Source organism: Stenotrophomonas sp. SMYL11 (genome assembly GCF_036320005.1).
GTDB classification, from domain to species: domain Bacteria; phylum Pseudomonadota; class Gammaproteobacteria; order Xanthomonadales; family Xanthomonadaceae; genus Stenotrophomonas; species Stenotrophomonas maltophilia_A.
This window is the reverse complement of record NZ_JAWIRS010000002.1, coordinates 297742-310789: the sequence shown is the minus strand read 5'-3', so window position 1 is coordinate 310789 and position 13048 is coordinate 297742. Positions and strand designations below refer to the sequence as shown.

The following is a 13048-nucleotide window of genomic DNA, read 5'->3' as shown; positions in this document are numbered from 1 at the left end:
CGGCATCCCCCTGAGCCCGGGAACAATGAGGTTGCCGGCCAGCGGCAGGCACTACCGACTCTGCCTGGGTCTGGTAGTTGCCAACCTTGGTTGGCATTGCCGGCCAGCGGCCGGCACTACCGAAGCCACGCCGGCCAACGGCCGGCATGACCGATGCGGTCAGCAGGCGGTCGGCACGGCGGCCATCGCCGCCAGCAGTTCGCGGTTCACCTGCTGGTGCCGCGCCTGCCACACCGGTAGATCCTCGGCGCTGACGTCAGGCTGGCCATCCAGCGACGACAGCCATCGCTTGAAGCGGCTCTGGTAGTTGGCCAGCGACACCTCACCGGTGATGTCACTGCCGACCAGGCCGCCGGCACGCAGCGCTTCGATCACTACCAGCGCGTGTTCCAGCTGGAAGCGGCCCTGGTCCCAGTTGCTGCGGGCGACGTCCTCGGCAAACACATCCTTGTCGATCGACAGGTAGGTTGGCTGCGGTGACGTGGCCTGCTCGGCGGCGAACGCGGCCACCAGCGCTTCGGGATGCTCGAAACGGCGGAAGGCGTGGCCCATGCCGAGACGATGCCCCCAGCCCACGTCCACATCCATGCACCAGTAGGTCAGGCGACCGCCGATCAGCGGGCGCCAGTGGTTCTCCCAGGCATGGCCGAGGCCGATGTCGCTGGAGGTGATGCCCAGCACATGGATGTGCGAGATCTGCGGCAGCTTGCTGGCGGCGTTCACCCACGACCCGCAGTGCATGCCGAACGGGAAACGCATGTTGTCCGGATGGTTGTCCAGCACCACCAGCTGGAACGGCGCCTGCGTACGCATGCGCTGCAGCAGCGGCAGGCTGAGGTGGTGGAAGTCGCCACTGCCGAGCATCACCGTGCCGAGCTGCGCGGGCAGCGGTGCCAGCACCTCAGCGGAAAAACGATGCAGGGTGGCATTGCTGCAGGCGAAGCGCAGTGGATCGTGCCATTGCGGCAGGGCCAGGGTCTGCGCCTCTGGCAGCGGCAGCACGCCACCGTCCAGGTCCAGGATCAGCGGGGAACGCAACGGCATCGCTCAGCCACCTCCGTCCGGTTCGCCCTGCAGGTACGGGGCCAGCCTGCGCAGGGCTGCACGCAGCAGCGGGGAACGGGCGTGGATCGCATGCCGGGTGGAGGTGAAGCTGGCACCCAGTTCGGCCTTGATCCGCGAATCGGTCCAGCCGGCCACATAGTGGCTCAGGCCGTGCTGCAGCGCGTACTCGAGGTTGTGCATCCAGCTCACCGCGTACAGGTTTTGCTCGCGCGATTGCGGATAGGCCAGGCCGATGTACTTGTCCACCAGCTTGCCCGCATGCACGTAACACAGGTTCCAGCCGATCAGCTGGCCCTGGTGGCGGTACAGGAACATCCGTCCCTGGCCTTGGCTGTCGGCCAGCAGGTATTGGAAATAGGGCAGGTCGAGCTGGTCGAAATGCACTGCACTCTGCGCGTACACGCACAGGTACAGCGCATACAGTTCGGCCTGCAGCTGCGGGTCGGCCAGGGCCGGATCGCCGGTGGCGATGCAGTCGATCTGCAGGTCATCACGCGAACGGAGCTTGCGCCGGATGTTCTTGCGGCGCGAGGACGACAGGCGTCCGAGATAGCCATCGAGCGAATCGAAATCGATCGCCACCCAGGCCAGCGGCAGGCCTTCCAGTTCGACGAAGCCGCGTGCCAGCAATGCCTGCAGGAAGGCGCCGCTATGTGCGTTGGCGGCATCATCCAGCAGCGGTGAATCGATGGCCAGGTCCTTGACCACCAGCAGGCGGGTATCGCCGATCGCGTGACGCGTCACGTCCTCGGCCAATGCTCCTGGTGCGACGTGCGCGGGCAGCGGGGTGTACTCGGTGCTGGTGGCACCGATGAAGCGGGTCTGCCAGGTGATCCACGGCCGCCACAGGCGCGACAGCGGCAGGCCACGCAGCTTGCCGCGCAGGTCGTCGTCCATGGTGGTGGTCAGGTCCAGCGGCGCACGGAAGGTCGGCAGACCGCTCGGAAGGCGGCCTGCCTCGAACCCGAGCGGCGGGTGGGCCAGGAAGCCCTCCAGCAGCGCGGCCGGTTCCAGCGCGGTGCTGGATGCGCGTGACGTCATTTCCATCGGCACGGGAACCGGCAGCGCATCGGACCTCAGCCCTTGGCCCTGGTCAGCGCCTGGTCAAGCAGGGTGATCGCCAGGTCGATCTCTTCGTAGCTGATGTCCAACGACGGCGCGAAGGTGATCACGTTCTTGTACCAGCCACCCACGTCGAGCACGAGGCCCATGCGCTTGCCGTCGTGCAGCAGGTCACCGGCCAGGCCGATGTCGACCATGCGGTCCAGCAGTTCCTTGTTTGGGGTGTAGCCGTCGGTCTGGCAGATTTCCGCACGCAGGGCCAGGCCCAGGCCGTCGACGTCGCCGATTTCCGGGTGGCGCTTCTGCAGGCCACGCAGGCCATCGAGGAAGTACGCGCCCTTTTCCGGCACGGTGCGCTCGTAATCCATTTCCTTGCCCAGCTTCAGCACTTCCAGGCCCAGGCGGGTGCCCAGCGGGTTGGAGTTGAAGGTGGAGTGGGTGGAGCCCGGCGGGAACACGGTCGGGTTGATCAGCTCTTCGCGCGCCCACAGGCCCGACAGCGGGTTCAGGCCGTTGGTCAGCGCCTTGCCGAACACCAGCACGTCCGGGGACACGCCGAAGTGCTCGATCGACCACAGCTTGCCGGTGCGCCAGAAGCCCATCTGGATTTCATCGACCACCATCAGGATGCCGTACTTGTCCAGCACGCGCTTGAGGCCGGTGAAGAAGTTGCGCGGCGGGATGACGTAGCCGCCGGTGCCCTGGATCGGCTCGACATAGAACGCGGCGTACTCGGCCTGGCCGACCTTGGGATCCCACACACCGTTGTATTCGCTTTCGAACAGGCGCTCGAACTGCCACACGCAGTGGTCGGAGTACTCGTCCGGGGTCATGCCCTTCGGGCGACGGAAGGGGTACGGGAACGGAATGAACATCGCGCGCTCGCCGAAGTGGCCGTAGCGGCGGCGGTAGCGGTAGCTGGAGGTGATCGACGACGCGCCCAGGGTACGGCCGTGGTAACCACCCTCGAAGGCGAACATCAGGCTCTTGCCGCCACGCGCGTTGCGCACGATCTTCAGCGAGTCTTCGATGGCCTGCGCGCCGCCGACGTTGAAGTGCACGCGGCCGTCGAGGCCGAACTTCTCGTGCATGTCCACGGCAATGGTCTTGGCCAGCTGCACGCGGGTCGGGTGCAGGTACTGGCTGGCGACCTGCGGCAGGGTGTCGATCTGGTCCTTCAGCGCATCGTTCAGACGCTTGTTGCTGTAGCCGAAGTTGCAGGCCGAGTACCACATCTGCAGGTCGAGGTAGGGCACGCCCGCACCGTCGAACATGTAGCTGCCTTCGCCGCGCTGGAAGATCTTCGGTGGGTCGACGTAGTGGACGGTATCGCCGAAGGAGCTGTAGCGGGCTTCCTCGGCCAGCAGCTGCGCGTCGGAGGCAGCGGCGTCGGCGTTCTTGTCAAAAATGTTCATGCAGTTCGGTTCCGTGAAGGACGTTCGAAAGAGGTAGCGGGGGCGTGCTTGGAAGGGAGTGCTCAGGTGGTGGCCAGCAGGAGCGGCAGTACGGCGGGCTGCGGGCTGGCGTCGATACGACGTGGCTGCAGCAGGCTGCCATCGAGCAGGCGCGGCAGCAGCGCGACTGCATCGTGGAAGGTGTCGATGGCGGCGTGTTCGATGCCGGCCTTCGTGCAATGGGTGATCAGGCGGCGCTTGGCGAACACGAAGTCGGCATCTTCGGAGACGCAGAAATCCGAACTGCCATCGCCGATCATCAGCACACGAGGTGCTTCGTTGGCGCGCGCCTGCGCAGCGCAGGTGCACTTGCAGGTACCGCTGCGGCAACCTTCGGCCTGGTAAGGCGATTCCAGTTCCCAGTGGTCATCGCACCAGCGCAGGTGGTTGGCCACCACCGGCAGTCGCGACAGGCCGTGGTTGGCGAGGATGCGGTGGATCGCATAGTCCAGGCCGTCACTGACGATGCGCAGCGGCACGCCCAGCTGTTCGGCACGGCTGACGAAGGCGGCGAAGCCCGGATCGATCTGCACCTGGTCCAGCTGGGCGTCGAGCGTGGCCGGGTCCAGCTTCAGCAGCCTGACCTGGCCCTGCATGCATTCGCGCGAGCCGATCTTTCCCGCTTTCCACTGGTCTTCCAGTTCCTGCCAGCCCGGCTGGCCGTATTTCTCCAGCAGCGAGTCGATGACATCTTCGAGGCTGATGGTGCCGTCGAAGTCACACAGGATGCTCCAGTGCATGGGCAGGTCCGTCGATGAAAGGAACGTCCGGCGCGATGCCGGGGCAGGCTCAATGTAGGCAGGCAGCCTTTCTCGTTCCTTTCCTGTTGAAAGCCTGCATTGCAGGGCGCGGAAAGCGTTCAGCAAGTTGCATGGATGAATGCGTGATGCGCACCCCATCCGTGCGTCCTGGGGTCACGCGCGGGCCAGTGCCCGCAGTATTTCGGCGGTCTCTTCACGGGTTTGCCAGGCGCTGTTGCCGAGGGTCAGCATGCGTGCGGCGAAGTCGCGTGCGTTGGGCATGTCGTCCTGCGGCACGATGCCGCGCAGGTAGGCATAGCCGGGCAGGGCATGGATGAACATGCGGCTGGCGCCGAGACCGCGTGGCCACAGGTCTTTCAGCACCGCGTCGCGGGCGCGTTGGCTGGGCAGCAGCAGCATCAGCAGTGGCCAGGTGCCACCGCTACCGGCGAGGCCATCGACCACCTCAACGGCGGGCAGCTGTGCCAGCTGCACGCGCAGCTGCAACGCACGCAGCCGACCGGCCTGAAGGAATGCCGGCAAGCGCCGCGCGGCATGCGCACCGATGTTCTGCCGCCACTGGCTGACCCGGTGCTGCGGGATGTCCAGCGGGAAAATGTCACCGACCGCTTCTTCCAGATCGCCACGCTGAAGCGCATTGCGCAGTGGATTGCCATACACCAGTGACAGCAGCGAAGGGCGATAGCAGGCAGCAAGGCCCATCAACTGCACGCTGCGCAGCAGCTCCCAGCGCAGGCTGGAGCGAACGTGCTGGATGGCATGTTCGGCCAGCGCAGCACGCAGTTCGTCATCGCGGCTGACCAGCAGGCCGCCTTCATGCAGGCTCAGGCCCTTGCCGGCGGCCAGGCTGAAGAAGCCGATATCGCCGCGCAGGCCGACACTGCTGTTGCCAACCCGGGCGCCCAGCGCCTGCGCGGCATCTTCGATCACCCAGGCACCCGCGCCACGTGCGATGTCATTGGCCAGTTCGACATCGGCGATGCGCCCGCCCAGGTGGGTGGGCAGGATCGCCAGCGTGCGTGCATCGGCCAGCTGCTTGAGTTGGCCGGGGTCGAAGTCGAAATGACCGCGCCGGGTGTCGCACAACTGCACGCGCAGGCCGAGGCTGTGCACCGCGATCGGCACCAGCGGGCAGGTATAGGCCGGCAGGATCACGGTGTCGCGCTTTGGCGCACGCTTGCGCAGCGTACGCAGCGCGATCAGCAGCGCGTGCGTACCGGAACAGGTCAGCTGCAGCGGCGGTGTGCCGAGCTGGCTGGCCAGGATATCGCGCAGGTCGCCACCACCGGGAAGGAAATCGCTGGCCTGCATCGGCAGGCCGGCGGTTGGTGGCAGTTCGCGCGCGAACAGGCTCATCGCAACGTGCTCACGCCATGGCTTCGGCAGGGCTGTGCGGGTCGTCGGCCTCCGCGCGGCCGAGGCAGACGATGCCGGCCACGATCAGTACCGCACCGAGCAGATGGTGCAGCGTCAGCGGCTCGTTCAACAGCCACGCCGACAGCAGCAGCACGCTGATCACCTCCAGGTGCGACGCAGCGAAGGCAGGGCCGATCGGCGCGTGGCGCAGCAGGCTCATCCAGGTGAAGAACGCGCCCACGTAGCCGAGGATCGCGCCGTACACCCACGGCTGCGACAGCACGCGCAGCAGCCACGCGGTGTTGGCCTCGACCGGCAACGCGGCGTCACCGGCGTACTTGAAGCACAGCTGGGCCAGCGTGTCGAAGGCCATCAGCAGCGGGAAGCCGATCACATACAGGCGCCTCATGAGCCGGCCCCCACCACCGCCACGCCGGCGGTGACCAGCAGCATGCCGGTCACCCGCAGCGGCGTGAGTTTCTCGCGGAACAGGAAACGGCCGGCGATCATCAGTGCGACGATGTTGATCGAGCCCAGCAGCACGCCCTTGGACAGCGGAACCAGCGACAGGAACGCGATCCAGGCGACGAACTCAAGCACGTAGCAGGCGATGCCGACCCACAGCCAGGGGCGGCTGAGCATGTGTTTCCAGCGCTGCAGTCCTTCGCCCTCCTGCGGATCGCTGGCGGCGGCCTTGAAGGCGAGCTGGCCACCAGTATCGAGTACCACATTGGCCAGCCACAGCAGCGTGGCAAGTGCCCCCATCTCAGGCCACCGCCTTGAGCGCGCCAGTGCGTTCACCAATTTCGGTGAAGAAGCGCGCGCTGCGGCGGATCACATCGCGGCGTTCGCGGTCGATGGTGATCATGTGGTAACTGTCTTCCAGCACCACCAGTTCCTTCGGGCCGCTGACCCGCGACATCACCAGCTCGGCGTTGCCCATGCTGGCCACGTCGTCCTCGCGGGCGTGCATCACCAGGCACGGCGCGGTGACCTGGTGCAGATGGCGGCGGGTCCAGTTGCTCAGCGCACGCATCTCGGCCAGCGCATGCCAGGGGTTGCCAGGCAGGCCGGCGGCGGCGCTGTCGCCGGACAGCATGGCGGCGCTGACCTGCGCGCGCAGGCGCTCGTCACGCAGGCCGTACGGTGGTTCTTCCATGAACATGCGGTCGCGGCCGATGTTGAAGCGCTTGAACCACGGCAGCAGGAACGAGAAGCGGGCCACGGCGGGGATGTTCCAGCCGTCATAGCGGAAGGTGGCGCCGTATACGCCGACCCCGGACACCCACTCCGGGCGACGTGCAGCCAGTGCCAGCGACAGCACCGCGCCCATCGACAGGCCGCCGACGAACAGCTGGTCGACCTTGCCGCGCAGGGTTGCCGCCGCATCTTCCACGCCCTGGTACCACTGTTCCCAAGTGGTCGCCAGCAGGTCATCCACGCTGCCGCAATGGCCGGGCAGCTGCACGCCGTGCACGGTGAAACTGGCGTTGTTCAGCCCTTTGCCCAGCATGCGCATTTCCGCCGGGGTGCCGGTCAGGCCATGGACCAGCAGCACGCCCTGTGGGCCACCGGGGAGGAAGAAGTCGTGCGATTCGGTCACCTGGCGGCTCCGGGACGGCAGTGGGGATGGCAGGATCGCAAGCGCGATTTTCGCCAGCCTTTCAACGCCCCGGGTCGGGTCAGGGCGCCTTCAGCAGCGGCAGCGTGATGGCGACCTTCAGTCCGCCACCGGGGCGGTTGAGGAAGCTCAGGCGGCCGCCGAAGTGCTCCACCGTCTCGTGCGCGATGGCCAGGCCGAGGCCGGTGCCGCTGGCAGCGGTGCCTGGCGCCCGGAAGAAGCGCTCGCCCAGCCGTGGCATCACGTCGTCGGGCACGCCAGGGCCGTTGTCTTCCACATACAGTTCGACATCGTTGTCGTCCAGCGCGTGCACGCCCACCGTGACGGTTGCATTGCGGCCGGCATAACGCAGGGCGTTGTCGATCAGGTTGTCCAGCGCTTCCTGCAGCATGGCGCCGTTGCCGAGTACACGCAGCGGATGGGGGCTGCCGCGGTAGCCCAGATCGATGCCATCGCGGATCGCCTCGGCTACGCGCATGCCGACCCACCGCGGCACCAGCTCGCACAGGTCCAGTGCCTCCACGGTATCGGGCACGGTCTGCGCCCGGCTCAGTGCCAGCAGCTGGGTGCTGACCCGGGCGGTGCGCTGGTTGAGCCGGCGGATGTGCTGCAGCGCCTCGCGCACTGTATCGGGGTCGCCATGTGCCAGCGCCTGGTCCACGTGCAGGGCCATGCCGGCCAGCGGCGAACGCAGCTGGTGCGCGGCATCGGCGATGAAACGGTTCTGCAGGGTGATCATTTCCGCTTGGCGGGCAAACAGATCATCGATGGTGCTGATCAGGGGCTGGATCTCCTCTGGCACGTCGGCATCGGAGATCGGCGCCAGTTCGCCGCGGCGCTGCGCCAGGCGGGTCCTCAGGGGGGTCAGGATACGCAGGCCATAGGTCACGCCGAACCAGACCAGCGCTGCGGTACCCAGCGCCAGCATGGTCATCAGCGGGATGATGATCATCAGAATCTCGCGCGCACGCTGCCGGCGGTCGGCCATGCTCTCGGCCACGGTCACCGCCAGCTGGTCCTGCGGATCGTTCATCGCCTGCGTGCAGACGGTGGCCATGCGCACCTGCTGGCCATTGAGGTTGCCGTCGTACAGCGCCGGATGCACACCGGTGCAGTCCTGCGAAGGGGCGTACGGGCTGAAGTCTGCATTGCCGCTGAGCGTACCCATGCGGCTGCTGTCGACATTGAAGTAGCGATGGCCGTCGGGGTCGTACTCGATCAGGAAGCGCGCCTGCGGAGACAGGTCGCTGGTCACCGGCATGGCGCTCAGCATCTGCGCGAACGAGTGCGTGTCGTCGATCAGGTTGCGGTCGTGGATGCGGTTGGAATAGTCCAGCGCAACGTAATAGGCCAGGATCGTGTTGAAGGTGAGCAGGCCCAGCATCGGCAGCGCCAGAAAGGCGAGCAGGCGCCGACGCAGGCTGGGCGGGCCACTGATCACGAGGCGCTTTCGTCCTGCGCGTCTTCCAGCATGTAGCCCAGCCCGCGCACGGTGCGGATGCCCATGCCGCCGGGTTGCAGCTTGCGGCGCAGGCGGTGCAGGGCGATGTCCAGGCCGTTGTCGGTGAGGTCCTGGCCCCAGTCGCACAGTGCTTCCACCAGTTGCGCGCGCGACACGATGCGCTCGGCGCGTACCGCCAGCGCCGACAGCAGCCCGAACTCGCGTGCGGTCAGTTCCAGCGGCTGGTCGTCGATCCACACCCGGTGCCCGGCCAGATCGATACGCAGGCGGCCGATGCGCAGGTCCGGGTTGCCATTGCTGGTGACCCGCCGCAGCTGCGCACGCACGCGTGCTTCGAATTCGTCCAGTGCGAACGGCTTGACCAGGTAGTCGTCGGCGCCAAGGTCGAGCACGCGCACGCGTTCGGCCAGGCCATCACGGGCGGTCACCACCAGCACCGCCAGGCCATCGCCGCGCTGGCGCAGGCGTTGCAGCACGTCGCGGCCATCCAGTTGCGGCAGCCCCAGGTCCAGCACCAGCAATGCGTACTGGGTCGAGCCCAGTGCCGCGTCGGCGTGCGCGCCGTTGTCGACGTGGTCAACCACGTGCCCCTGCCGGCGCAGCGAGGCGCACAGGCCGGAGGCGATGTCCGGGTCGTCTTCAGCAATCAGAACGCGCATGCGCGGGGGCTCCTGTTACGGTCAGGCCCACCGGATGGACGGGGTGGGCCTCTCTCGGCTGCCGAGGGTAGCCGCAAACCGGGCGAAGGTGGAGCGCGCCGCCGCCGCCCGGTGCCGTCGCGCTGTCCCTTCATTCAGTCCTGCAGGCCCGGCTCACCCGGCGCCAATGGCACCCGTGAGCCGTCCAGCAGGCCACGGCTGAGCCTGCCATTCTCGATGAACAGCAGTTCGCCGTTCTCGCCGTTCTTGATGCTGCTGTCGATGGCGATCACGCGGTCGCCATGGAAGCTGCTGACGTGTGGCATCGAGGTATGGCCGACCACGATGCGTTTGAGCTGCAGGCGGTCGAGTACGGTCTGCACACCCGCGGTGTCGAGGCGGCCATCGAAGTAGCCGCGGTACCAGATCGGGCTGGTCTTGCCCTCATACAGCGGTGCGGTGGCCGGGTCGGCCTTTACTTCGGACTTTGGCAGGCCCAGTGACGCCTGGTAGGCCGCATTGGTGCGCGCCGGGTCCAGCGCCAGCTGCACTGCCTCGGGCGAGATGCCGCCGTGCAGGAACAGGGTGTCGCCGATCTTCAGCAGCACCGGGCGGGTGCGCAGCCACTGCCCGATCACCGAATCGGCACCGTACAGCTGCGGGTAGCTGCGGCCGAGCAGCTGGGCGCTGCGCAGGTACTTCGGGTTGACGTAGCGCAGGTCGTCATACAGCACCATGGTTTCGTGGTTGCCGAGCACGAAGTGCACCGCGCCGCCGGCGGCGGCCGCCTGCTGCTGCAGGCCATACAGCAGCCAGAAGGCCTCGGTCACCTGCGGGCCGCGGTCGAACACATCGCCGGCGATGACCAGCGTGTCCTTGCCCAGCGCCCAGCGGTCCTGTGCGTCGATGACCTGGTGGGCGCGCAGCAGGCGCACCAGCAGCCCGTACTGGCCATGGATGTCGGACAGGGCGACGATGCGCGGCGTGGCCGGCAGCACGGAGACCGACGCTGCCGCCGGCGGCGCCACGTGCACGCTGTGGGCGTAGCCGCACTGTGGGCTGAAATCCGTGCCGCTGGCAGCCGCAGGCAGGATGCGCGTGTGTACCTGATCGCCACAGATCCATTTCGCGCGCAGCTGGTCGCCCACGCGGAACACGTAGGGACCATCGGCGTCCACGTGCTCGGCCGGTGCCGCCACCTCGCGTGCCTGCAACAGGGGCGTGCCCAGCAGCAGGGCCAGCGGCAGCAGCAGGCGGGCAGGGGGGAACAGGGCACGATGCAGCATGGGGTGTTTCCTTGGCGGGCAATGAAAAGGCGGGCCCGAAGGCCCGCCCCTGATGCTACGCCGTCGCTGGGCCGGCCGCATCGCCGTTGCAGTCAGTCCGGTATGTGGCCTTCGTCTCAGAACTTCGCGCGCAGGTTGAACAGCACGCGGCGCGGTTCACCCCAATAGCCGGCGTTGAAGAAGCCGACGTTGCGGTAGTAGACCTTGTCGAACAGGTTGGTGACCGTCACGCCCACGCTCAGGTTGTCGTTGATGCGGTAGCGGCCCATCAGGTCGAACAGCACGTAGCCGCCCTGGCTCATCTTGCCGCTGGCGGTAACCGGGGTGCCGTTGGCATTGAAGCGGCCGGTGGGAATCGGCTGCATCTGGTAGATCTCGCTCTGCACGCTGACACCCCCGCCCAGCGTCCACCGGCCATGGGTCCAGGTGGTGTTGAAGCGGGCCAGGTGCATCGGGCTGGTGCTGGCGAAGCGGCTGCCATCGGGGTTGCTGCTGTAGCTGTAGGTGTAGCCGCCGGTCATGCTCCAGTGGTCGTTGATCGAACCGGAGACCTCGAACTCACCGCCCTGGGTGGTGATGCCGCGACTGGCGATGTACGGCGAACTGCCATCGGGCAGCTTGATCTCGCCACCGTTCGGGTCCAGTTCGGCCACGTTGTCCTGCTTCATGTAGAAGCCGTTCAGCGCGGCGTACAGGCGGCCGCCGAAGAAGTCAGCCTTCAGGCCGTACTCGTAGTTGCCACCGGTGGTGGGGGCCAGCAGCTGGTTGTTGATGTCGCGTCGGGCGGTGGCCTGGAACACATCCGAATAGCTGGCAAAGGCGGTGATGCTGCTGCTCAGGTCGTACAACACGCCCACGTACGGGGTCAGCTCATGTGCAGTCGTGCGTGCGCTGCGGCTGGTGAACACGCCGTCGGTGTTGTAGTTGTCGGTGGTGGTGCGGTAATCGGAATAACGCGCGCCGGCGATGATCTTCAGCGGGTCGATCGGATTCAGGCGCACGGCGGCGTAGTAGCCGGTCTCGGTGGTGTTCACCGTGCTGGACGGAATGCCGTAGTTATACGTGGTCGGCCTGCCGATGTTGCCATCCCAGCTGAAAATGCTGGGGAACGCCGCCACGTTGTACGGGCGCGAGGTGATGCCGGCGCGGATGGTATCCAGATCGCGGTCATAGTGATTGATGCCCACCACCAGTTCGTGCGAACGGCCGAACAGCTGGAACGGACCGGACGCGTACAGGTCGAAGGCATCCTCGCGGGTTTCCGAGACCGAATACGTATCGGCAATGCGCAGGCCCAGGCCGGTGACCGGGTCGGCCCAGTTGCCGGTGTTGGAGCCGGCCAGCAGCAGCGAATCGGTGTCGGTGGCGCGGTGGTTGTAGGCCAGGCGGCCACTCCAGCCGGCGCCGAACTGCTGCTCCAGGGTGGCGAAGTAGTTGGTGCTTTCACGGTTCCATTCGTTCCAGCGTGCAGCGGCGCTGTAGGAACGCGGCATGTGCGCGCGGCTGCCATCGCTGAAGTACAGCGGCGAGGCGCTCCAGGCGCCGCCATCGGAACCGGTCTTCAGGTAGTCGATGCCCGCACGCAGGCGGGTGCTGTCGGTCAGGTCGGCTTCGATCACCCCGTACAGGCTGGGCGATTTGTCATGCTGGAAGCGTACCCAGCTTTCCTTGTCGGTGTAGGCGCCGACGAAGCGTCCGCGCACGCGGCCACTCTTGCTGAGCGGGCCGGACACATCTACTTCGGCGCGTTTGTATTTCCACGAACCGGCGCTGAGGCTGGTGCTCGCCTGGAACGTCTCGGTCGGGCGCTTGCGCACCATGTTCACCGTGGCCGACGGGTTGCCCGAACCGGTCACCAGGCCGCTGGCGCCGCGCACCACTTCAATGCGCTCGTAGATGGAGGTGTCGCTGAGGATCGAGTTGCCGCCGGCGCCGGTGGTGTAGTTGGTGGGAATGCCATCGAACATGAAGTTGTTGATGGCAAAGCCACGCGCGTTGAACAGCGTGCGGTTGCTGTCATACGACTGGATGGTCACGCCCGGCGTCTGCTGCAGCACTTCGGAAATCGTGATGAGGTTGAAATCCTCGATGCGCTGGCGGGTGAACACGGTCAGCGACTGCGGCGTTTCGCGCAGGGTCAGCGGCAGCTTGGTGGCGGTGTTGGTGCCATAGACCTGGTAGCCCTCGGTGCGCTGGGTCACCATCACCCGGTCCAGTTCGGTGGTGGTCGGCGCAGTGTCCTGGGCGAACACTGGTGCGGCGGCGCAGGCGAGCGACAAGGCGAGGGCGTTCCGGCGCAGGGCGCCAGAGGAAAGCTGGTACATGATGGAACCTCTGTTTCCA

At 66.7% G+C, this 13048-nt stretch carries 12 protein-coding genes; all 12 read right to left on the bottom strand.

Annotated features, from left to right (window positions below):
- Positions 1–159 precede the first annotated feature (159 nt).
- The 12 genes from V3B46_RS05340 to V3B46_RS05285 all read right to left on the bottom strand — a co-directional run bounded on the left by V3B46_RS05340 (position 160) and on the right by V3B46_RS05285 (position 13029).
- Complete coding sequence (locus V3B46_RS05340; RefSeq protein ID WP_329891312.1) at positions 160–1044, bottom strand: arginase family protein; 885 nt, start codon at positions 1042–1044, stop codon at positions 160–162.
- A 3-nt stretch (positions 1045–1047) separates the two neighbouring features.
- Entirely contained in the window at positions 1048–2112 is a 1065-nt protein-coding gene (locus V3B46_RS05335; protein WP_329891311.1) for a GNAT family N-acetyltransferase, read from the bottom strand.
- Positions 2113–2141: 29 nt separating this feature from the next.
- A complete protein-coding gene (locus tag V3B46_RS05330) occupies positions 2142–3542 on the bottom strand; it encodes an aspartate aminotransferase family protein (protein ID WP_329891310.1) in 1401 nt (466 codons plus the stop codon).
- A 62-nt stretch (positions 3543–3604) separates the two neighbouring features.
- Positions 3605–4321, bottom strand: a complete 717-nt coding sequence (locus tag V3B46_RS05325) for an MtnX-like HAD-IB family phosphatase (RefSeq protein WP_329891309.1) — start codon at positions 4319–4321, stop codon at positions 3605–3607.
- Between the two features lie 174 nt (positions 4322–4495).
- Positions 4496–5698, bottom strand: a complete 1203-nt coding sequence (locus V3B46_RS05320; protein WP_329891308.1) for a DegT/DnrJ/EryC1/StrS family aminotransferase — start codon at positions 5696–5698, stop codon at positions 4496–4498.
- Between the two features lie 10 nt (positions 5699–5708).
- Positions 5709–6107 (bottom strand): DMT family transporter, encoded by a 399-nt coding sequence (locus tag V3B46_RS05315; RefSeq protein WP_329891307.1) that lies wholly within the window; start codon positions 6105–6107, stop codon positions 5709–5711.
- Positions 6104–6463, bottom strand: coding sequence for an EamA family transporter (locus V3B46_RS05310; protein WP_329891306.1), 360 nt, complete (start codon positions 6461–6463; stop codon positions 6104–6106). Before V3B46_RS05310 ends, V3B46_RS05315 begins: the two co-directional genes overlap by 4 nt.
- A gap of 1 nt (position 6464) precedes the next feature.
- Positions 6465–7301, bottom strand: coding sequence for an alpha/beta hydrolase (locus V3B46_RS05305; RefSeq protein WP_329891305.1), 837 nt, complete (start codon positions 7299–7301; stop codon positions 6465–6467).
- 79 nt (positions 7302–7380) lie between these two features.
- On the bottom strand, positions 7381–8760 hold the full coding sequence (locus V3B46_RS05300) for a sensor histidine kinase (RefSeq protein WP_329891304.1): 1380 nt from the start codon (positions 8758–8760) through the stop codon (positions 7381–7383).
- Positions 8757–9440, bottom strand: a complete 684-nt coding sequence (locus V3B46_RS05295) for a response regulator (protein WP_329891303.1) — start codon at positions 9438–9440, stop codon at positions 8757–8759. Before V3B46_RS05295 ends, V3B46_RS05300 begins: the two co-directional genes overlap by 4 nt.
- A gap of 134 nt (positions 9441–9574) precedes the next feature.
- On the bottom strand, positions 9575–10705 hold the full coding sequence (locus tag V3B46_RS05290) for a metallophosphoesterase (protein ID WP_329891302.1): 1131 nt from the start codon (positions 10703–10705) through the stop codon (positions 9575–9577).
- Positions 10706–10821: 116 nt separating this feature from the next.
- Positions 10822–13029, bottom strand: a complete 2208-nt coding sequence (locus tag V3B46_RS05285) for a TonB-dependent siderophore receptor (RefSeq protein WP_329891301.1) — start codon at positions 13027–13029, stop codon at positions 10822–10824.
- Positions 13030–13048: the final 19 nt, after the last annotated feature.

What these genes read in the sequence shown, in the direction of transcription:
- V3B46_RS05320 (WP_329891308.1), bottom strand. Translation starts at nt 5,698, where the DNA reads ATGAGCCTGTTCGCGCGCGAACTGCCACCAACCGCCGGCCTGCCGATG.
- V3B46_RS05310 (WP_329891306.1), bottom strand. Translation starts at nt 6,463, where the DNA reads ATGGGGGCACTTGCCACGCTGCTGTGGCTGGCCAATGTGGTACTCGAT.
- V3B46_RS05335 (WP_329891311.1), bottom strand. Translation starts at nt 2,112, where the DNA reads ATGGAAATGACGTCACGCGCATCCAGCACCGCGCTGGAACCGGCCGCG.
- V3B46_RS05340 (WP_329891312.1), bottom strand. Translation starts at nt 1,044, where the DNA reads ATGCCGTTGCGTTCCCCGCTGATCCTGGACCTGGACGGTGGCGTGCTG.
- V3B46_RS05315 (WP_329891307.1), bottom strand. Translation starts at nt 6,107, where the DNA reads ATGAGGCGCCTGTATGTGATCGGCTTCCCGCTGCTGATGGCCTTCGAC.
- V3B46_RS05295 (WP_329891303.1), bottom strand. Translation starts at nt 9,440, where the DNA reads ATGCGCGTTCTGATTGCTGAAGACGACCCGGACATCGCCTCCGGCCTG.
- V3B46_RS05325 (WP_329891309.1), bottom strand. Translation starts at nt 4,321, where the DNA reads ATGCACTGGAGCATCCTGTGTGACTTCGACGGCACCATCAGCCTCGAA.
- V3B46_RS05330 (WP_329891310.1), bottom strand. Translation starts at nt 3,542, where the DNA reads ATGAACATTTTTGACAAGAACGCCGACGCCGCTGCCTCCGACGCGCAG.
- V3B46_RS05290 (WP_329891302.1), bottom strand. Translation starts at nt 10,705, where the DNA reads ATGCTGCATCGTGCCCTGTTCCCCCCTGCCCGCCTGCTGCTGCCGCTG.
- V3B46_RS05285 (WP_329891301.1), bottom strand. Translation starts at nt 13,029, where the DNA reads ATGTACCAGCTTTCCTCTGGCGCCCTGCGCCGGAACGCCCTCGCCTTG.